This window comes from Paenibacillus radicis (ex Xue et al. 2023), assembly GCF_024722015.1.
In the GTDB taxonomy this organism is placed as follows: Bacteria; Bacillota; Bacilli; order Paenibacillales; family NBRC-103111; genus Paenibacillus_S.
In genome coordinates this window covers 470,908-491,634 of the sequence record NZ_JANQBD010000002.1, presented here as the reverse complement: position 1 = coordinate 491,634, position 20,727 = coordinate 470,908, and the positions used below count along the sequence as shown (strand labels likewise).

The 20,727-nt window shown below is 44.6% G+C and carries 16 protein-coding genes; 14 read left to right on the top strand and 2 right to left on the bottom strand.

The genetic code is table 11. The features are described from left to right. The first annotated feature begins 618 nt into the window (after positions 1 to 618). From NV381_RS04850 to NV381_RS04840, 3 genes are all read left to right on the top strand, one after another. Positions 619 to 1,758 (top strand): VanZ family protein, encoded by a 1,140-nt coding sequence (locus tag NV381_RS04850; RefSeq protein ID WP_258212138.1) that lies wholly within the window; start codon positions 619 to 621, stop codon positions 1,756 to 1,758. Between the two features lie 95 nt (positions 1,759 to 1,853). Then, positions 1,854 to 2,054: a copper ion binding protein gene (locus NV381_RS04845; RefSeq protein ID WP_258212137.1), complete on the top strand. Its 201-nt coding sequence runs from the start codon at positions 1,854 to 1,856 to the stop codon at positions 2,052 to 2,054. A 148-nt stretch (positions 2,055 to 2,202) separates the two neighbouring features. After that, positions 2,203 to 2,901, top strand: coding sequence for a PIG-L deacetylase family protein (locus NV381_RS04840; RefSeq protein ID WP_258212136.1), 699 nt, complete (start codon positions 2,203 to 2,205; stop codon positions 2,899 to 2,901). Positions 2,902 to 2,955: 54 nt separating this feature from the next. On the opposite strand, the gene ant(6) is transcribed toward NV381_RS04840, so the two are convergent. Beyond that, entirely contained in the window at positions 2,956 to 3,813 is an 858-nt protein-coding gene (ant(6), locus tag NV381_RS04835) for an aminoglycoside 6-adenylyltransferase (protein WP_258212135.1), read from the bottom strand. A gap of 272 nt (positions 3,814 to 4,085) precedes the next feature. Beyond that, complete coding sequence (locus tag NV381_RS04830; RefSeq protein ID WP_258212134.1) at positions 4,086 to 5,153, bottom strand: LacI family DNA-binding transcriptional regulator; 1,068 nt, start codon at positions 5,151 to 5,153, stop codon at positions 4,086 to 4,088. 445 nt (positions 5,154 to 5,598) lie between these two features. Here NV381_RS04830 and NV381_RS04825 point away from each other — a divergent pair, with 445 nt between their 5' ends. The 11 genes from NV381_RS04825 (at position 5,599) to NV381_RS04775 (ending at position 20,727) form a co-directional block, all read left to right on the top strand. Continuing rightward, positions 5,599 to 6,942: an ABC transporter substrate-binding protein gene (locus tag NV381_RS04825; RefSeq protein WP_258212133.1), complete on the top strand. Its 1,344-nt coding sequence runs from the start codon at positions 5,599 to 5,601 to the stop codon at positions 6,940 to 6,942. 62 nt (positions 6,943 to 7,004) lie between these two features. Then, entirely contained in the window at positions 7,005 to 7,916 is a 912-nt protein-coding gene (locus NV381_RS04820) for a carbohydrate ABC transporter permease (protein WP_258212154.1), read from the top strand. A gap of 1 nt (position 7,917) precedes the next feature. After that, positions 7,918 to 8,760: a carbohydrate ABC transporter permease gene (locus NV381_RS04815; RefSeq protein WP_258212132.1), complete on the top strand. Its 843-nt coding sequence runs from the start codon at positions 7,918 to 7,920 to the stop codon at positions 8,758 to 8,760. Positions 8,761 to 8,782: 22 nt separating this feature from the next. Further along, positions 8,783 to 10,273: a DUF5605 domain-containing protein gene (locus tag NV381_RS04810; protein WP_258212131.1), complete on the top strand. Its 1,491-nt coding sequence runs from the start codon at positions 8,783 to 8,785 to the stop codon at positions 10,271 to 10,273. A 4-nt stretch (positions 10,274 to 10,277) separates the two neighbouring features. Continuing rightward, positions 10,278 to 11,717, top strand: coding sequence for an L-fucose/L-arabinose isomerase family protein (locus NV381_RS04805; RefSeq protein WP_258212130.1), 1,440 nt, complete (start codon positions 10,278 to 10,280; stop codon positions 11,715 to 11,717). A 55-nt stretch (positions 11,718 to 11,772) separates the two neighbouring features. Beyond that, positions 11,773 to 12,612: a transketolase gene (locus NV381_RS04800; RefSeq protein ID WP_258212129.1), complete on the top strand. Its 840-nt coding sequence runs from the start codon at positions 11,773 to 11,775 to the stop codon at positions 12,610 to 12,612. Then, positions 12,605 to 13,543: a transketolase family protein gene (locus NV381_RS04795; RefSeq protein ID WP_258212128.1), complete on the top strand. Its 939-nt coding sequence runs from the start codon at positions 12,605 to 12,607 to the stop codon at positions 13,541 to 13,543. The genes NV381_RS04800 and NV381_RS04795 overlap by 8 nt, the downstream gene beginning before the upstream one ends. Positions 13,544 to 13,555: 12 nt before the next feature. Continuing rightward, positions 13,556 to 15,046, top strand: coding sequence for a glycerol kinase GlpK (gene glpK / locus NV381_RS04790; protein WP_258212127.1), 1,491 nt, complete (start codon positions 13,556 to 13,558; stop codon positions 15,044 to 15,046). Positions 15,047 to 15,098: 52 nt separating this feature from the next. After that, positions 15,099 to 16,556, top strand: a complete 1,458-nt coding sequence (locus NV381_RS04785; RefSeq protein WP_258212126.1) for a DUF5605 domain-containing protein — start codon at positions 15,099 to 15,101, stop codon at positions 16,554 to 16,556. Next, the gene (locus NV381_RS04780; RefSeq protein ID WP_258212125.1) at positions 16,553 to 18,070 is read left to right on the top strand and encodes a DUF5605 domain-containing protein; all 1,518 of its coding nucleotides are present in this window, start codon (positions 16,553 to 16,555) and stop codon (positions 18,068 to 18,070) included. The genes NV381_RS04785 and NV381_RS04780 overlap by 4 nt, the downstream gene beginning before the upstream one ends. Next, the gene (locus NV381_RS04775) at positions 18,055 to 20,727 is read left to right on the top strand and encodes an alpha-L-rhamnosidase (RefSeq protein WP_258212124.1); all 2,673 of its coding nucleotides are present in this window, start codon (positions 18,055 to 18,057) and stop codon (positions 20,725 to 20,727) included. Before NV381_RS04780 ends, NV381_RS04775 begins: the two co-directional genes overlap by 16 nt.

Below are 20,727 nucleotides of genomic sequence, written 5' to 3'. Positions count from 1 at the left end.
TCCTTCATCAATTGATTAAGTTTTCCGATTTCTTGTGTATTCATTTTTAATGCCACCTTTGGGTTGGTTTTACTATTTATTTACCCATTTGATGGCAAAGTGAGGATTGTAAGTGCGTTTTATATAGCTGGAATTTCTGGAGCTAATTTTTCCCGTTTACCCTCTTGGTGAGCATATAACTGGAAAATGTACCGCTAAAATAGCTCATATTTAGAATGTTGCTCATTTCATTTGAAACTAACTGGATGATTTTCCGTTAATTGGATCTAAAGGCTTCAAAAGCTTGAATTAACAGGACGTTTTCCATCTAAACATAAAGAGGGTTATTTTGCCGTCTGTTTTCATTAGAATGGTGTATCGCCAATTACAATACTTAAATCTTTGCAGCACATAATAGGCGATTCTCTGCGTAAAGGTTCGACCGACCACCTCCATGTAACGCCACAACGCACAATCGGGATTACTTTACTTACTAGCGACTAGCAGTCAAACCTAGTGGGGCTCTTTTTGTTGCTCCAATTCAATGAATGGCTCTCATAGCGTTCGCAACATAATTCCCATAAAAAGATGAAATACTTAATAAGAACCTTATATTCCATAATGAGGAGGGAGTAAGTCTTGGGATCTCATCTGTTTCCCATCAAAGCTGCGTTAGTTACATTTCCTCTAATTGCGCTGCTGCTGACCGTCCCTTTCTTAATATACAATTACCGATGTTATGGTTACGTGAATGTGTTCAGGATGATTCTCATGTATTCTTTCGTATTATTTATGATAACAGCTTACTATTTAGTCATTCTGCCTTTGCCTGAAACAAGAGATACGTGCTCGCAGCAATTGCCTGGAACGAAGTATTATACGCTGCTTTTGTTCACATTTGTATTTGATTTTATAAAAGAGACCCACGTCGTCTGGGGGGATCCGTCTACTTATAGTAAGGCGTTGCATGAAAGAGCCTTTCAACAAGTTGTGTTTAACTTTATCCTGCTTCTGCCGCTGGGCGTTTATATACGCTATTATTTTAGAAAAAAGTGGCTGGTTGCTATTGGAGCGGGTTTTGTAGTTTCTTTGTTTTTTGAAGTTACGCAGCTTACGGGACTATATGGCATATACAACTGCCCTTACCGGATTTTTGATGTGAATGATTTACTATTGAATACTTCCGGCGTGCTGGTCGGTTATTGGATAGCTCCCATGCTGCTGTTCCTTTTTCCTCAGAAGGAAGCATTGGACCAAAAAATAGATTTGGGCATCAAGCCTGTAGGATATATTCATCGCTTGCTTGCTTTCGTGATCGATGTTTGGTTGGTTATGTGGATCGTTGTATTTATATCGCTGCCTCAATTCAGACCGGTTAAATTGGCTTTGCTTCTGGAATGTCCTCTTACGATGTTGGTTGTGATTCTAGGTTACTTTATTGTTCTGCCCTATATAACAAATGGACGCACGTTCGGATTATGGCTGCTGCAGCTTCGTATATCTGGCAGTCAACCGCAGCTGCGGTTCAAGGAGATTGTCCTGCGCAACGGTTCGCTGTTTTATGGATACGGTGGACTCAGCTATCTTATTGTTAGCGCGGCGATAACCGAGATGGCGATGAATCGTTATGCTGCCTATATTTTATTTCTATGCTTTGCTATAGTGCAGATTGTGTTCGTATCTCATTTTGTGTTGGTTGTTTTTCGAAGGAAACGGCGCTTTTTTTATGAGAGGCTTAGTGAAACGTTTATCGTTCGAACCCTTGGCATAGATGTATGAAATGGATAATATTAATTGATTATGAACATATAGATCTTGGAGTTAATGCATGTTTTGTATTAGTATGGCGAACGAATTAAAAGGAGGAATCCACCATGCAAAATATAACTCTAAAAGTAGCGGGGATGACATGCAGCCACTGCGCACAATCGGTTGAAGGAGCTGTTAAACAAGTAGGGGCTTCCGCAAAAGTAGATCTTCACCGTAATTCGGTCTCGGTTGCCTTTGATGAGAGTAAGTTATCGCTGGAAACTATTAAAGAAGCAATTGAAGACCAAGGCTATGATGTCAAATAATATTTGAGTGAGTAAAACATATCATAAGTTAGGCTGACTTTCTTAGGAGGTCAGCTTTTTCTTGCTCGGACACTTTTAGGTGAAGAATGATGTAATATCGATCGGCAGTATGCTACTATTAGGAAAACCTCGTAAGGAGACGAGTCCATTGACACCTACCATCGGCTTTATTTATGCGCATCCAGATGATGAAACCTTTCTAAGCGCTTGTTTGATAAAGCAGCTTGTCCATGAAGGAGAGCAGCCGGTTCTTCTGCTAGCCACCAAAGGTGACGCGGGTAAGAAGAATGGTTATGTCGCTCATTTGTCTAATGAGGAGCTCGCTGCATTGCGTGTTCAGGAAATGGAGCAAGCTGCTGAAATATTAGGATTGACGGTTATTGAGCATTTGGGTCACCCGGACGGTAAATTGAATCAAGTGGACGAGACTCTCTTCATCGAACAAGTAGCTGAATTTATTAATAAATATCAGCTCAAAGTTATATTCAGCTTCCCGGAGGACGGCGGCAACTTTCATCCGGATCATATGGCTATTTCTAAAATGGCTACTTTAGCGGTACTCAGCGGTAAATGTCCATCTGTGCAAAAGTTATATTACTGCATCTCCAATACATTGCTTCAGCAAGGGCATGAGCCTTCAATTAGCGTTGACACAATGCCTCAATGGGAAATAAAAGCAAAAGCACTGCGGGCACACGCCTCACAAATATTGGCTATCGAACGTTACTTTGGTGATTTATCCTTATGTCCTGAGAACCGAAGATACGAGTCGTTTGTATTAGGGTGGGAAAGAGGAGTGCTGTGGCCGCAAAAGCGGGAATTGTCCGTGTTGGACGATTTAATCTGAAAGCAAATGCTGGGAATTCAATTGGCAATTGTGATCTTCTGAATGAAGGACATGTTAATTCTTATCGGAATTATAAATACTTTCAGTATACTTGGTGATGGCTTCATCGTAAACGGGATACTGAAATCCGAGGTTTTCTGCCACAGCTTTAGAGTATTTTCTGAATAACTTATAACAAGTAAAAAGAGACTGCCACATGTTTGGGTAGCCATTCTCAGAATAAGTTAATAGCAAATCTTCCCAATCTTTATTTGGAAGGTAACGATCTATAAATTTATAGTTTTTTCCAACACTAAAGGTATAGCCTTGCTCTGATCCGATTTGCCAAGCCATCATTCTTAGCAAATTGGGTCGGGCAATCTCATTTAAATGCTCAATAGCAAACAGGATTTCTTTTCGCGCTAATCCTTTTACTACGTAAGTTGAAACCATCCAAAATTCATTACAACAATCATCAAATTCTCTTGCAGTTGGCTTTTTAATCCAATATTGACGGTCGTCTGCGATCACTTCATTTTTCATTAGATCGTCCTTATCGAGCAAGACTTCAACTAAACCGTCGCAATCGGTGAAATAATCCTCTACCTCATTAATTGGAATAAGTGTCAGGTCTAATTTATTACCATCTTCAAATAGAATTATATAGGAATACCAATTCCCTAATTCCGACGGAAAGAGCTCCATATCCTCCGGTTTTTGCATCATAGAACGACTCCCGAAAATATGGAGCCATTGATCGTTTTCCTTGAAAGAATCCATATCTGTCACAAAATAAGAAATATCGAAATCTTGGTATGTATCAGGGATAATATTTTTGTTTGTACGTGATCCTTCCAAAGTTGCCAATCGGATTCTATTATCGCTCATAGCAAAATCTACAAGCATATTCATCATTTCTTTCTCGCTTCTCAATGTGATAGTCCTCCATTCTAACCTTTGTCTTTGTGATATTTAAAACAGGGCGGATGCAGTTGTTGTGATTTCAAACTCCTTGCTGTCTAAGTAACGGAATCAAGTCAAATAATGTTGCAAATACTTGTTGCAGCACCATTAAAACGGCGAACCCAACGTTGAATATCAATCATGTATTTTAACTTTAATCAAATAAAAAAAGCTTGGCGGATATTCATTCCGTCAAGCTTTTTTCATGGTATGACCTTGTAGTGTTAAATGAAATTCGGTGCTCAAAGACCAGGCAATGCTGGCTGAGCTTCAGCAGGCGCACCTACAGCTCGGCAGGATTGGCGTACAACCAATTGCGTATCGATGAACGATTTCATTTTAACCGAGTCCCCGTTTTCAATCATATCGAACAGCTTCGTTACAGCAAGCTCCGCTATTTTACCTTTTTCTACGTGGACGGTAGTCAATTCCGGTGTGATAATCGTCGATTCCTGAATATTATCGAAGCCAACTATGGAGATGTCCTGAGGGACACGGATTCCTAGTTCAATCAATGACTTGATAGTACTGATTGCGATATAGTCGCATTCGCAAAAGAGGGCGGTCGGCAGAGGAGTCTTCAGCGCCTTTATTTTCTGCATAAATTCATCCTGAGAGGACACTATGGTGGGGGAAACCGAGAAGAAATGCTCGTCATCTACTGACAAGTGTTCCTCTGCCAATGCTTGCAGAAAGCCTTTCTTGCGGGAGTTGAAGTTGTACATGCGGGAATGCGACTGTACATACCCGATTTGCCGATGTCCAAGGTCGAGCAGATGACGTCCTGCTTGGTATGCACCCATTACGTTGTTCATGACGATGAAATTTGCATTGAATGTTTCCAGACATGTATCTAGGACAACCAAATTAATCTGTTTCTGGGCAATGAGCCGGATTTGCTCCTGGGTGAGATTCGTGCCTAGCAGAATAATCCCATTGGATTCATGCTCGGTTTCCATAGTATCGATGGCATCCTCAAGATTGTCGGTCTGGATTGAGGAGAAGAAGAGTGAGTAGCCGCGTGCGCGGCATTGTTCTTCAATATCATGAATTAACTCCATGAAAAACGGCTGCTTGTAATATTGCTCAAGTACGATCCCGGAATTGGTGCAAGCGACGAAACGAAGTGTTTTGGTCAGTCCATATACTTTGTCGGCTTTAATCATCGATCTTGGTAAATAACCACTTTCCTTAACAATCTTCAATATTTTAAAGCGGGTTTCCTCGCTAATACCCGGCTTGCCGCTAAGCGCCAAGGAAACAGCTGATTTAGAAACGTTGGCTAACTTCGCAATATCCTCCATCTTCATGATGCAAGTACACTCCTTTACCAAACACATGATAAACGTACTAAACATATTTAGTTTACTATGGCCTTGTCTATTATTCAAGCGGATGTAAGCGAAATGAATGAATACACCCTTAATGACTGGAAACATGCGTCAATAGACCAGTTTTATAGGCTAATGAGATTGGTGTTAAGTAGATTAGTTTAGTTAAAATACAGTTTTTTATAAATTAATTTACTAAACTTGTTGACGTCTTCTGAATCATGATGATATGATTTAAACGAGCAATGAGCCTAAGTCTAAAGGAAATTGCATGGCGAAAACTATCGATTTTACATGAAAAAAGGGCGATTATGTATTTCAGGGGGGGAATTTCGGCAGGCGATGATAGCGTTTACATATTTACAACATAATCAAAATGACAAATAAACAATTTTAGTAAACTAAATTATAGGAGGTTATTGCTATGAAAATGAACAAGAACTGGTCCTTGCTCGTTACATTTGCAACCGTAGCATCCATGTTGGCTGCTTGTACGCCTGGTGGAGGCGGATCATCACCGGCAGCAAGCACACCTGCTCCTGGCGGTGCGTCAGCTACCACTACTACACCGGCAGCAAGCAATCAGAAGGTCGAGCTTCGTATGACATGGTGGGGGTCGCAGGTGAGGCACGACGCTACTCTCAAAGTCATCGAGCTGTTCGAGAAGAAAAATCCTACTATCAAAATTAACGGAGAATACTTGGGAAGCGATGGGTACTGGGATAAATTAAATACACAAATCGCCGGAGGTAATGCTCCTGATTTAATCCAGCTAGGAAATAACTATCCGGACTATGTGGCGCGCAATGCACTTTTGGACATTAACCCTTACCTGGGCAAAGAAATTAATGTAGCTGATTTCGATAAAGCAACTGTCGAATCGGGAGCTATGGATGGGAAATTATATGGAATTAACTTAGGCTCTAACGCATTTGGTATTGCTTATAATACAGAGCTGATTAAAAAATCGGGCTTGCAGCCTCCAACAGGCAACTGGACCTGGGATGAATTTGGCAAGTATGCTCAGGATCTTACGAAGGCATTGGGGAAAGGCTTTTATGGCGCAGTTGATGAATCCAAAGTTCCTTTGTACTTGAATTATATGGCAAGGCAAAGCAACAAGACGCTTTATAAGGATGGTAAGGTAGGGCTCGGCAAAGAAGAAATCGCCAAATGGTTTACTACCTGGGATAACTACCGCAAGCAGGGCAGCACGCCTCCCGCGGAAATTACTACCGCTTACACGGAAAATCCGGATAACTCAACCTTTGTAGAAGGAAAAACAGTTATGCATTTGATTTGGTCCAACCAAGTGAATGCTTACCAAAAAAGCATGAAGGATGAAATTAACATTGTGCTTCCACCGAACGGAGGAGCAGGTGCAGCGCAAGGTCTATGGCTGCAGCCGAGCCAATTCATGTCGGTAAATGCCAAGACCAAAAATCCGAAGGAAGCGGCCATGTTTATAAGCTTCATGGTTAACGACCCGGAAGCTACCATGATTCTGGGAAGTGAGCGCGGTGTACCAGGCTCCTCCAAGGTTCGTGAAGCGTTGAAAGCACAAGCAACGCCTGTGGACAAGAAAGTATATGACTACATTGACTTGGCTGCTAAAAATTCACGGGTTTTGGACCGGGAAATTCCTAACGGCAAAGAATTCGAAACAACCATAGTGAACTTAAGCCAAAAAATCCTTTTTGGCAAAGAAACTGTCCCAAATGCTGCCCAAGAGCTGTTAAATGCTGCTGAGAAGGTTATCAAAAAGTAAGACGAACAGAAAGGGTTGTGCTTATGAACCGAATAGCATTGGAGAACAAGCGTACATCCAGAATGACGTTAGGCATTTACTTAGCCAAGCTTTGGAAGAAAAATGCTGTTGCTTACTTATTTCTGCTGCCTTGGTTTGTTGGTTTGCTTGCCCTGACGATCGGTCCGATGATTAATTCGTTCTATTATTCATTAACCAAGTTTGATGTTATTTCTCCTCCCAAGTATATCGGATTTGATAACTACAAAACGATGTTCACTGGAGATCCAAGATTTTTTGCTTCATTAAAAGTGACCATTATATATGTTTTTACCTCGGTGCCTTTGAAGCTGACGGCCGCATTAATGATTGCTACGCTCATGAATCGGGGATTGCGAGGGGTAAGCCTTTACAGGACGCTGTATTATTTGCCAACTCTTCTTGGTGGAAGTGTGGCAATTGCAGTACTGTGGCGCAAAATTTTCGGAGGCTCCGGTGTTGTAAACCAGTTTCTGCTTAATTTCGGCATACATGCTCCGGACTGGGTTGCTAATCCTGATTATGCCTTATATTCCATTGTGGCACTGTCCGTATGGCAGTTTGGCTCTTCTATGATCATTTTTTTGGCAGGGCTTAAACAAATTCCGCAAGATTATTACGAGGCATCTCAAGTGGACGGTGCCAGCAAAATCAAGCAATTTTTCCATATTACGATTCCGCTGCTGACGCCTGTTATTTTCTTTAATTTAGTTATTCAATTGATAGGCGCCTTCCAGGCCTTTACTCAATCCTTCATTATAAGCGGAGGTACGGGAGGTCCTATGGATTCGACCCTGTTCTACACCTTGTACCTGTATATGAAAGGCTTCTCATTCTATGAGATGGGCTATGCATCGGCAATGGCTTGGGTTCTGTTAGTTATTATAGGTATATTTACGGCCATCATTTTCGGATCATCCAGATATTGGGTACATTATGCGGACGGGGGGAAGTAAGATGGCGCAGGCAAAAGGAGTCAATCGGCTGCTGCTTCATGTCTTGATCCTCGGAGTTGGGATGTTCATGCTGTACCCTATTATGTGGCTGGTTTCCAGCTCTTTTAAACCATCGAATCTGATATTCAGCGATTTGAGCCTTTGGCCCAAGGAAGTGACATTGGATAACTATTTGAAAGGCTGGTCGGGTATTGCACGAGTCAAGTTCTCAACCTTTTTCACGAATTCCTTTATCGTCTCTGCATTTTGTGTTGCTGGAAATTTGTTGTCCTGCTCGATGGCTGCCTACTCGTTCGGCCGGTTGGATTTTTCCTGGAAAAAGGTTTGGTTTGCTCTCATGCTGGTAACGATCATGCTGCCTCATCATGTCACGATCATACCTCAGTACATTTTGTTTAAACAACTGAATTGGATTGATACGTATTATCCGTTGACTATTCCAAAGTGGCTTGCTACAGACGCGTTTTTCATTTTTCTAATGGTTCAATTTATTCGGGGATTGCCTAAAGAGCTGGATGAATCGGCAACTATTGACGGCTGCGGTAAAGCGCAGATTTACTGGCGGATTATTTTGCCGCTGGCGGTACCGGCCCTCATTACGACGGCTATCTTCACCTTTATATGGACTTGGGATGACTTCTTCAGTCAACTGCTTTATATCAATACAGCTAAGCTTTATACGATTCCACTCGGGTTGAGGTTATTTATGGATTCATCGGGTGACTCTGCGTGGGGCGTTATGTTTGCCATGTCTGTCCTGTCTTTAATACCAAGCTTAGTTATTTTCTTCAGCTGTCAGAAATATTTTGTCGAAGGAATTTCGACCTCAGGAATAAAAGGATAGATATAGATAAGGAGTGATTTCAATGAGGGAAGCCATACAGAATGTTAATGAAGTAGAGCGTTGGGGATTATTTGAGCTTTCACTAAGAGGAACGGTTGAAGGTAATCCGTTCCAGGACGTTCAATTGGAAGCACAGTTTCAGCATAAGCACCGGATCGTAAAAGTGGAAGGTTTTTATGACGGAAATGATATGTATAAGATTCGATTCATGCCTGACACCGAAGGAGTGTGGACCTACTCGGTTAGCAGCAGCTCTGCTGAGCTTGATGGCGCGGCGGGAAGCTTCTCCTGTATACCTGCTTCTTCCGGGAATCACGGTCCGGTGCGGATTAGGGATGCTTCCCACTTCGTATATGAGGATGGGACGGCCTACCGGCCTTTCGGCACTACCTGCTATGCATGGACTCATCAGGACGAGGAGCTGCAGCAGCAAACGTTGGAATCCTTAAGCGCCTCGCCATTCAACAAAATCCGGATGTGCGTATTTCCGAAAAATTACAGCTTTAATCTGAATGAGCCGGTTAGTTTTCCGTTCGCTGGTTCTAGTGCAGAGGGCTTCGATTGGACTCGCTTTAATCCCGATTACTTTGCCAACCTGGAGCAAAAAATTACGGAGCTGCAGCAGCTTGGGATCGAAGCGGATTTAATTCTGTTTCATCCTTACGATAAAGGCCGTTGGGGATTTGATCGTATGGATGCGGAGACGGATGCTTATTATTTGCGGTATATCATAGCCCGACTTGGAGCCTTCCGTAATATTTGGTGGTCCTTGGCGAATGAATTTGATTTTATGACGGAGAAAACAATGGATGACTGGGATCGGTCTTTCCGCATTGTACAGGAAAGTGACCCTTACCAGCACCTGAGATCGATACATAATGGTACGAAAATGTATGATCCCACAACGCTGATCGTCTACGATCACACCAAACCATGGGTAACGCATGTGAGCATGCAGTATTGGGAGCTAACCCCGACGAATGCATGGCGCAAGCTATATGGCAAGCCTGTTGTAGTTGATGAATGCTGCTATGAGGGCAATTTGCCGCAGCGCTGGGGGAATATTACCGGTGAGGATATGACAGCACGTTTCTGGGACGGATTTACCCGTGGCGGGTATGTGGGGCATGGAGAAACCTTTTTGCATCCTGATGAGGTGGTCTGGTGGTCCAAGGGTGGACTGTTGTATGGGGAGAGCCCTGCACGAATTGCCTTTCTACAGCAAATTCTTAATGAAGCCCCGGATTGTACGGAGCCGATTGACAGGCTGCGGGATGCACCGACTATTGGAGTTGAGGGAGAGTATTACCTCCAGTATTTTGGTATCCATCGCCCGGCTTACCGTGAACTCCCGCTGCCGGAGAATCGCAGCTTTCAGATTGATGTAATCGATACTTGGCGTATGACGGTCACTTCGCTGGAAGGAACCTTTAGTGGTATGACACGCATTGATATGCCGGGAACGCCTTATATTGCAATTAGAGCACGTGCAACAGAACAAGGGGAGGTTTGAAGCGATGGGAAAGCTAAAGCTCGGCTATGCGCCGACTAGACGATTTGTTTTCAGTGCAGAGGATGCATTTAAGTATAAGGTGCTAATTCGTGAAAAAATGGACAGCTTCGGGCTCGACATTGATATCGTTGATTTGGAAGGCTTGAACAAGGAGGGGCTGCTCTACGACGATTTGTACAATGCAGAAGAAATTGTCAAGCATTTTGCACAACATGAGGTGGATGCAGTATTCTTCCCTCACTGTAATTTCGGGACGGAGGACATGGTCGGCCGTGTTGCCAAAGCGTTAGGAAAGCCGGTTCTTCTCTGGGGTCCGCGAGATGAAGCACCGCTTGAAAATGGGATGCGCTTGCGCGATACGCAGTGCGGATTGTTCGCTACAGGCAAGGTGCTGCGCCGTTTTAATGTGCCGTTTACTTATATCACAAACAGCCGGGTGGATGATCCCGTGTTTGAACGAGGCTTCCGTAACTTTGTAGCGGCTGCCAATGTAGTGAAGGAATTCCGCCGACTGCGCATTTTACAAATTGCTCCAAGACCCGCTTCTTTTTGGACCATGATGTGTAATGAAGGGGAACTATTGGAGAAGTTCGGTATCGAAATTTACCCGATTACATTGGAAGATATCAAGACGGCTGCGAAAAAGGTTGGTGCCAAAGGCGGACCCGAATTTGATGAAGCTGTTAGCTATATAAAGGAGCATCTGGATTATTCGGAGGTTGGGGAAGAAGCCGTTAACAAAATTGCGGCGCTCAAAGTTGCGATGAAGCAATATGCCGAGAAAACGGCAAGTACTGCCATTGCCATTCAATGCTGGTCTTCGCTGCAGGATGCGATGGGCATCATGCCATGCTTAGCTAACGCGATTCTGACGGATGAGCAGATTCCGGTTACCTGCGAAACGGATATTCATGGCGCTATCACCTCTATCATGGTGCAAGCTGCGTCACTGAATACGAAGCCGACTTTCTTCGCTGATTTGACAATTCGTCATCCGGATAATCCGAACGGCGAGCTGCTGTTCCATTGTGGGAATTTCCCGGTTTCATTAAGCGTAGAAGAAAAGCCTCAGCTGCGTAAGCATTTCCTGTTCGACGATCATTCACCAGGGACTCATGAAGGTGAGATACGCGGTGGAGAGATGACACTTGCCCGATTTGACGGGGATCACGGGGAATATTCTATTTTTCTAGGCCGTGCCAAAGGCATCCAAGGACCTTATACAAGAGGCTCCTATGTATGGGTTGAAGTTAATGATTGGCCATTATGGGAGGAAAAGCTGGTTAAAGGCCCTTATGTGCATCATTCCGTTGGTATTCATCAGGATGTCATTCCAGCCCTATATGAAGCCTGTACTTACATTCCAGGGCTTAAACCCGATCCTGTGGACCCAACGGAAAGTGAAATTCAAGCATGGCTACGGGGTAAGGATTGGCAGCGTTAAAACATTCTAGAGAGAAGCTCTGACAATAGAGCATTTAGATTAGGAGGAACCTGAGATGAACACTCATGCTAATGAGCTTAAACGTAAGGCTGCACAAATCAGAATGGACTTATTGCAAATGATACATCATGCGAAGACCGGCCATACAGGCTCTTCACTAAGCAATACCGACATACTGACCACTTTATACTACGATGTAATGAAGCTGGATGTGAACAATCCGAAGTGGGTGGAACGGGATCGCTTTATTGCGAGCAAAGGTCATGCGGTGGAATCGCTATATTGCATACTGGCGGACAAAGGCTTCTTTCCGAAGGAGGAGCTGCAAACGTTCAGCCAATTTGGTTCCCGTTTAATCGGGCATCCGAATAACAAAATCCCCGGTGTCGAGATGAATACAGGCGCGCTTGGTCACGGTCTTTCTGTGGCTGTAGGCATGGGACTTGCCGGGAAGATGGACGGTAAAAGCTACCGTGTATTCACATTAATGGGTGATGGAGAGCAAGCGGAGGGATCGATATGGGAAGCGGCGATGGCTGCCTCCCATTACAAGCTGGATAATGTTGTAGGCATCATTGACCGTAATAAACTGCAAATTAGCGGCAGCACCGAAGTTGTGATGGGGCTGGAGCCCTTGGAAGATAAATGGAGCAGCTTCGGTTGGCATGTTGTTCCTGTGAACGGTAACGATGTTGTTGAATTATCCGCTGCACTTCATTCAGCACCCGAGGTATCCGGCAAGCCGACCTTGCTGATGGCCTATACAACAAAAGGCAAAGGTGTTTCCTTCGCAGAGAATGTTCCGCATTGGCACCATCATGTACCTAGTGACGCAGAGTTGGCTCTGGCTATTGAGGAATTATCGAAGGAAGCGCAGGTGGTCATTCATGAATAAAATCGCCAACCGTCAAGTTCTTTGCGATACGTTGTTGGATTTAGCCAAAGAAGACAGCAGCATCCTGGTGCTGGCCAGTGATTCGAGAGGCTCGGCATCGATGCTGCCGTTTGTTAAGGAGCTACCGGAGCAATTCGTTGAAACAGGTATTGCTGAACAGAATATCGTTGGTATTGCAGCAGGCTTGGCTTCTTGTGGGAAAAAGCCGTGGGTTACTTCACCGGCTTGCTTTCTAAGCATGCGTGCCATAGAGCAGGTTAAAGTAGATGTGGCTTATTCGGCCACTAATGTGAAGCTTGTTGGCATCAGCGGGGGTGTAAGCTATGGTGCATTAGGAATGTCTCATCATTCCTTGCAGGACATAGCCGTTACTAGAGCAATCCCCGGCTTAACGGTTATATTGCCGGCAGACCGGCATGAGACGAAACGGATGACGGAAGCTCTAGTTGGGCATGAAGGTGGCGTCTATGTGCGAATCGGTCGAAATCCGGTCAGAGATGTATACCCGTCTGACGATTATCCGTTCGAAATTGGAAAAGCGGTCACTCTACGCGAGGGAACTGACCTTACGATTATAGCCGCAGGTGAAACGGTCCGAGTTGCACTTGATACTGCAGATGCATTGGAGCAGGATGGAATTCGCTGCAGAGTGCTCAACATGCACACGATCAAGCCGTTGGACAATGAAGCGATTATTCGTGCTGCTGTTGAAACGGGCCATATCATTACTGTGGAGGAACACAGTATCCATGGTGGGCTTGGAGCCGCCGTAGCTGAGGTCATTATCCAAAGCCATCCCGTTCCGATGCGTATCCTTGGGATTCCGGATGAACCGGCCATCACTGGAAATTCAAGTGAAGTTTTTAATCACTATGGATTAAGTGTAGAAAATATCCGCTCCATTGCTAAAACCATGACAAGGTCATCGTGAGGAGCAGTCAGTATGGAAACCAGTTATATTTTGGCAGTGGACCAGAGTACTTCCGGAACAAAAGCATTATTGATCGACAAGCTAGGTCAAATTAAGGGCCGCTACTCCATTGAACATCCGCAAATATATCCGAAGCCGGGATGGGTGGAGCATGATCCATTAGTCATCTACGGTAATGTAGTCCAAGCGATTCAACAGGTGCTTCGGACTACCGGTACATCCCCTGGGCAAGTTGCGGTCATTACAATAACGAATCAAAGGGAAACGGCGGTTGTCTGGGACAAAGAGACCGGGCAGCCGGTATACAACGCCATTGTTTGGCAATGCCGCAGAACCGCGGAGCAATGTGCGGACTTGAAGGCCAAGGGATATGAATCCATAGTGAAGGATAAAACGGGACTCGTGCTGGACCCGTATTTCTCTGCGAGTAAGATTCGCTGGATTCTTGAACATATGGAGAGCGATACCGTGCACAATGGCGGACAAAATCAACTGCTGGCAGGTACAATAGATAGCTGGTTGATTTGGAAGCTGACCGGTGGTGCAGTGCACGCTACCGACTATACGAATGCAAGCCGGACATCACTGTTTAACATTCACACCTTACAGTGGGATTCGGAATTAATCGAAATGTTCGGAGTTGATCGTGTAACCTTGCCGGAAGTTAAATCGAGTAATGACTTATTCGGCTATACTAATGAGCCTGCTTTGTTTTCGGAGCAAATTCCGATCTCAGGAGTTATTGGCGATTCCCAAGCGGCGTTGTTCGGACAGCTATGCCATCAGCCGGGTATGGCTAAAGCAACTTATGGTACTGGCACCTCCGTTATGATGAACATTGGCAGCAAGGCAGCGAAGCCGGCTAATGGTTTAGTTACTGCAATTGCATGGGGGATTGACGGCAAAGTCGATTATGCACTTGAAGGAATTATTCACTGTACAGGAGATTGTTTGAAATGGGTACGGGATCAATTGGGATTATTCAACGATTACTCGGAGGCGGAAGCACAAGCTAGTGCTCTATCCGATAACGAGGGCGTTTACTTGATTCCTGCATTTGTCGGTTTAGGAGTGCCTTACTGGGAGCCTAATGCCAAAGCGGCGGTTATTGGTTTGAGCCGAAGCAGCGATAAAAGGCATATTATCCGTGCGGCATTGGAAAGTATAGCCTATCAAGTACGGGATACCGCAGAGCTGATGGTATCCGAATCAGGTATTCGTATTCAAGGACTGCGGGTAGATGGAGGGGCCACTGAAAATCGGTTTTTAATGCAATTTCAAGCTGATATGCTGCAAATAGATGTAGTTAAACCTTCAATTTCAGAGTTATCTGCTGTTGGCTCGGCTTTTCTGGGAGGACTCTGTATTGGAACGTGGAATAACATAGAAGAACTATACGAACTGTTCTCATCTGAGATGGTTTACAGCCATCTGGCGGATGCCAATAGAATTGACGAGTATTACGAGGGATGGAAAAAAGCAGTCCATTCTATCATTTCCTGATTCAATTATTAAATGACTGGATTGGAATTAAAAAAAGAAGGTGAAGGCTTCTATGAATAATCTGCATGAGGTTGAGCGATGGGGGACTTTCGAGCTTGCTTTGGATTGTACTCATAAAGAAGGAGTTACTATCGAGGATTATCCACTGGGAAATGCTCTGTTTAGAAAAGGAAGCCGCAAGATAGCAGCTGGATTCTTCCGAGATATCAACGGTGTGACACGAGTACGCTTTATGCCTGATGAAGAGGGCGAATGGCATTACGAATTATATGGCGGCTTCATCGATACTATTATGGGCCAATCCAATGGTCGAATTCATTGCACCGCACCTGGCCCTAATAACCATGGACCTGTAGACGTTGGCGGAAGCAAGCAGGATTTCTGCTATGCTGACGGCACAGCCTTTTTTCCATTTGGTACAACTTGTTTGCAAGGATATGCGGGGGATCAAGCTGAGCAAACTTTGTCTGCACTTACTGGCTCCCCCTTTAACAAGGTCCGATTTTCTATGAGTTCGGGAGGTAATTCAACAGACTTTGCTTCTCTTGAACAAATGATACTCCAGCTTATGAAGCTTGGGATAGAAGTTGACTTGCTGCTAAACCTTGGGAATGGGGAGTCCGATGAGGCGTTCTCCAATCTCTTCAGCCAAACCATTGCCCGCTTGGCGGCTTACCGCAATGTGTGGTGGTCTTTGCCCACTGAAGGAGACTGTTATAGATTTAACAAGGATGAAGTGCTGCGGCTTGTCCAACAAAATGATCCATATGGCCATCTACTGACGGTGCACAGCTCGGATCCGTTATTCAATTTTGGACATAAAGCTATCACACATGTGAGCCTGCAGTGCAGTGATCCAAGTCAATTGACTTATTTTGCGGGACTTCATCATAAACCGATTATTGTTGAAGAATGCGGCTGTGAAGGCGATTGGCCGACCCTGTGGGGAAGCTTGCCAGGTGAAGAGGTGGTCAACCGAATGTGGGCAAGCGCATGCAGAAAAGGATTTGCAAGTTATGGTGAAAAGTATATGCGAGATGGAGTGGGAACATGGCAGACGCATGGAGGTGCTTTAATAGGGTCTGCTGTTCCAAGGATAGCATTTCTAAGAAGTATTCTGGAGGATGCTCCGGCAGGTTTGCGTTTTATGCCTGAATACTATGATGCGGCAACGATTGGACGTGATGGTGAGTATTATCTTCAATTTTATGGGATCCACCGATTTCCATCGAAGCAGCTTTTGCTGCCTGACGGAAGCTATGAAGTTGACATTATTGATACATGGAACATGACAATAAACACACTGCCTGGCACTTATAAAGGGGATGTTATTGTCACTCTGCCATCTCTTATGTATCACGCTCTGCGGGTACGCCGGCTGGATAAGCAGCCATTTTCACAGGAACGGACTTCTAATATTCCATTCTTGATCAGAAGTGCCGAAGCAGATGACAATTTTATAAGAAAAGCAGAAAAGCCCGGGGGCAGGAATGGAGGGGAAGCACAATGAGAGAGAATGCTGCTAACACCTCTCCCGATACAGTGGAGCTATGGGGCCGGTTTGAAGGAAGCTTTGAAGGAAGCTTTGAAGGTCCAATGTCCTCTAATCCTTATGAGGATGTTACGTTTCGAGCTAAGTTCCGTTACCATAACAGGATAGTGGAGGCTGAAGGTTTTTATGATGGGAATGGAATTTATAAGATCCGCTTTATGCCTGACGTAGAGGGACACTGGTCCTATGTAACTTCTAGTAATTGTAAGGAGCTTGATGCTCTAGAAGGGGAATTCCAGGTCATTTCCCCGGCTTTTGGAAATCATGGACCTGTGCATGTCAAGGATAAATACCGGTTTAGATATGCGGACGGCACTGCTTATTTACCTTTCGGTACAACGTTATACCATTGGATACATCATGGAGACGAGGCAGAGGAACAGCTTACACTTGCTATGCTGGCTGCTTCTTCCTTCAATAAAGTTCGCATGTGTATTTTACCGACAGGAGATATGGATCCTTCTATGTTGGCTTTTGCAGGCAGCAGAGCCGAAGGAGTGGATCTACATCGATTTAATCCTGATTTCTTCGCTCATCTTGAGAGGCGGATTGATGATTTACAGAAGTTGGGTATTGAAGCTGATATCATTTTATTTCATCCTTACGATCAAAATGTGTGGGGCTTCGAAAACCTCGAGCCCGAGGTGGAGGATGCCTATCTAAGATATGCTGTGGCAAGACTCGCTTCCTTTAGAAACGTTTGGTGGTCGATTTCAAATGAGTACGATTTCAATATTCATAAATCAACCGAGGATTGGGACCGATTATGCCAAATTGTTCAGGAGTATGATCCTTATGGTCATTTATTATCTATACATAATGGAACCAAGATGTACGATTACAGTCGAACGTCCATGTATGATTATTCCAAGCCTTGGATTACCCATCAAAGCATTCAGCATTGGGAGCCTGCTCTAACAACAAGCTGGTTGAGCAAGTGTAATAAACCGGTTGTTATCGATGAATGCTGCTACGAAGGAAACGCGGCTCGAAGATGGGGTAACATTTCCGGGGAGGAAATGATGCGTCGATTCTGGGAATGCATGGTAAGGGGCGGCTATGCTGCTCACGGAGAAGTATTTGAAGATCGCAGCTCCTGGATATCTCGCGGTGGTAATCTGGTTGGCGAAAGTCCGCAGCGGATTTCTTTTCTAAGGAGCCTCATGGAGCAAGGGCAGGCTGACTTGTGGAAGGATGAAGCTGACCGAAGCTGTTACTGGTTATATTTTGGCATAAGCCGTCCTGCATTCTGGGAATTGAATTTATCCAACGAACGAGATTATCACGTGGATCTTATAGATACATGGGAAATGACTGTTGAACGGCTGCCTGGAACATACAGGGGATCTTGCAAAGTTCTTTTGAACAGTAAATCTTATATAGCGCTTCGAATTACTAAAGCCGAGCTAAGGGTGAAACATGTGGAACAAATAAAAATGCACAAGGAGGATGAGTCATGGGTATTGTTATAAAAAGGCTGCGTGTTGAATCCTTGGATCAACCTTTAGGGCTAGAAACTAAACAGCCCCGATTTAGCTGGTTACTGGATTCTGAAGAACAGGCGCAACAGCAAAGTGCTTATCGAATTCTAGTAGCATCCAATGCGGATCTGCTTCAGCAAGATATAGGTGATTGTTGGGATAGTGGAGAGGTTGTTTCTGATCGTTCCGTACAGGTTTCCTATCTTGGAAGTCTTCTGCAATCAGGACTACGTTATTATTGGAAAGTCCAAGTATGGGATGCCAAGGGAGCAGCTTCCGAATGGAGCTCTATTGGATATTGGACCATGGGCATCCTTGATCCCAATGAATGGAATGGTGAATGGATCGGTCAGGAGCTGGACCCGGCAATCGAATTTCCACCTGGCTTGTATCTGCGTAAGGAGTTTGTGATCGATCGGCCTGTTAGACAAGCCACTCTATATGCTACAGCCTTAGGCGTCTATGAGCTGCATTTGAACGGCAGCCGGGTAGGTGATGAATATTTTGCTCCGGGCTGGACTGATTATGCTATAAGGACTCAGTATCAAACGTATGATATTACTGCTTCTCTACAAGCAGGAGGGAATGCGCTTGGAGCCATTCTAGGCACTGGATGGTATGCAGGGCAAGTAGGGATGATGGGTAGAGAAATATATGGAACGAGTCCAGCCCTGCTCTTGCAGTTGGACATTCAGTTTGAGGATGGCACCAATAGCCTCTTAATTACTGATGAGACATGGGCCATGAATACGGGTCCTATTCAATATTCGGATATGTTAAAAGGCGAAGCTTATGACGCTCGTAAAGAATTGCCGGATTGGGATCGAACAGGCTTTGATGATAGCGACTGGAAAAAAGTGAGTCGATTCGAGCCGTACACAGGTAAGCTTGTTTCCCAGATTGATCCTCCTGTGAGGATAACTGAATCGATTAATCCGGTAAAAATGTGGCTTACGAAACAAGGGACTCATTTATTCGATATGGGTCAAAATATGGTCGGCTGGGTAAAGCTGCAGGTACAGGGGCAGTCGGGTACGCATATAACGGTTAGGCACGCTGAGATGCTTCAGGATGAAGATACGCTTTACATTGAAAACCTGCGCAGAGCAGACCAAAAGGAAATATATATATTAAAGGGCGAAGGATTAGAAACATTCGAGCCGCATTTCACATTTCATGGCTTTCGTTATGTAGAAATAGAGGGCGCAGCTGCTGGAGAATTGACTCTTGAAAGCGTTATTGGGAGAGTTGTGCATTCAGACACGCCTGGCACAGGATCGCTGGAAACTTCAGATGACATGGTTAATCGTCTTATAAGCAATATTCGCTGGGGTCAACGCGGAAATTATTTGAGTGTCCCTACGGACTGTCCACAGAGGGATGAGCGGCTCGGATGGACCGGTGATGCTCAAATATTTATTCGCACGGCCTCGTATAATATGGATGTATCGCGCTTTTTTGCCAAATTCATGGAAGACATGACGGACGGCCAAACGCCGGATGGAGCGTTTCCTGATGTAGCACCTGATGCTGGGTGGTTCGAATTTAAGCAAGAAGTCGTCAAATGGTTCGCACCTGATAATGCAGGTTGGGGCGATGCAGGAGTTATCATCCCTTGGACATTGTATTTGATGTATGAGGATAGAACCATACTTGAAACTAACTACGATGCTATGAAGCGTTGGGTGGAATATTTAAAAACCAATAGCACGGATAGGATTCGGCCCGACTATGCCAACTATGGAGATTGGTTGTCCATAAACGCAGATACACCCAAAGACGTACTAGCCACGGCATATTTCGCTTATAGCACCGCCTTATTCGTCCGAATTGCTAGGGTTCTGGGATACACGGATGATGTAAGCGAATATAGTGCATTATTCGAAGAAATCCGCACAGCCTTTGTCCATACTTATATGGATGAGAATGGTATCATCCAAGGAGATACACAAACTGTATATGTGTTAGCTCTATATTTCGGGCTAGTGTCTGAAGAGCTGAAGCCGCTTGCTGTTAAACGTCTCGAAGAGCTTATTAGGGAGAATGGAAATCATCTGTCTACCGGATTCTTGGGAGTAGGTTATTTGCTACCAGTGCTGACGGAGAATGGGCTGGACGAGCTGGCATACTCACTTCTGCATCAAGATACGTTCCCTTCATGGCTGTATTCAGTCAAGCAAGGCGCGACTACAATCTGGGAGAGATGGGATGGCTGGACGGAGGAAGCAGGATTTCAAAACCCGGGCATGAATTCATTCAATCATTATTCACTTGGATCGGTCGGGGAATGGATGTATCGATATATGGCAGGTATAGATGTCGATACTGAGCAGCCGGGATTTAAGCATATAGTCATTCATCCCCGTCCGGGAGGAAAGCTAACTTATGTCAAGGCAACTGTGGAGAGCAGCTATGGCGCTATTTCTTCCTCATGGCAGCTTAATGGCGAACGCTTCTCGCTGCAGGTATCTATTCCTGTGAATACAACGGCAACAATTTACCTTTACGGAACAAATGTTCTCATTTCGGACGGTGCCGTAGAAATCGGACTGGAAAATGGTAAACATAAATATCGGATTGGATCCGGAAATTATGAATTTATTAGTCAAATTGAAGGAGCCGTTAAGGCGGCGCAGCTTACTGAATAG

What these genes read in the sequence shown, in the direction of transcription:
- NV381_RS04810 (WP_258212131.1), top strand. Translation starts at nt 8,783, where the DNA reads ATGAGGGAAGCCATACAGAATGTTAATGAAGTAGAGCGTTGGGGATTA.
- NV381_RS04775 (WP_258212124.1), top strand. Translation starts at nt 18,055, where the DNA reads ATGGGTATTGTTATAAAAAGGCTGCGTGTTGAATCCTTGGATCAACCT.
- NV381_RS04795 (WP_258212128.1), top strand. Translation starts at nt 12,605, where the DNA reads ATGAATAAAATCGCCAACCGTCAAGTTCTTTGCGATACGTTGTTGGAT.
- NV381_RS04815 (WP_258212132.1), top strand. Translation starts at nt 7,918, where the DNA reads ATGGCGCAGGCAAAAGGAGTCAATCGGCTGCTGCTTCATGTCTTGATC.
- NV381_RS04780 (WP_258212125.1), top strand. Translation starts at nt 16,553, where the DNA reads ATGAGAGAGAATGCTGCTAACACCTCTCCCGATACAGTGGAGCTATGG.
- NV381_RS04830 (WP_258212134.1), bottom strand. Translation starts at nt 5,153, where the DNA reads ATGAAGATGGAGGATATTGCGAAGTTAGCCAACGTTTCTAAATCAGCT.
- NV381_RS04785 (WP_258212126.1), top strand. Translation starts at nt 15,099, where the DNA reads ATGAATAATCTGCATGAGGTTGAGCGATGGGGGACTTTCGAGCTTGCT.
- NV381_RS04800 (WP_258212129.1), top strand. Translation starts at nt 11,773, where the DNA reads ATGAACACTCATGCTAATGAGCTTAAACGTAAGGCTGCACAAATCAGA.
- NV381_RS04820 (WP_258212154.1), top strand. Translation starts at nt 7,005, where the DNA reads ATGACGTTAGGCATTTACTTAGCCAAGCTTTGGAAGAAAAATGCTGTT.
- glpK (WP_258212127.1), top strand. Translation starts at nt 13,556, where the DNA reads ATGGAAACCAGTTATATTTTGGCAGTGGACCAGAGTACTTCCGGAACA.
- NV381_RS04805 (WP_258212130.1), top strand. Translation starts at nt 10,278, where the DNA reads ATGGGAAAGCTAAAGCTCGGCTATGCGCCGACTAGACGATTTGTTTTC.
- NV381_RS04825 (WP_258212133.1), top strand. Translation starts at nt 5,599, where the DNA reads ATGAAAATGAACAAGAACTGGTCCTTGCTCGTTACATTTGCAACCGTA.
- NV381_RS04845 (WP_258212137.1), top strand. Translation starts at nt 1,854, where the DNA reads ATGCAAAATATAACTCTAAAAGTAGCGGGGATGACATGCAGCCACTGC.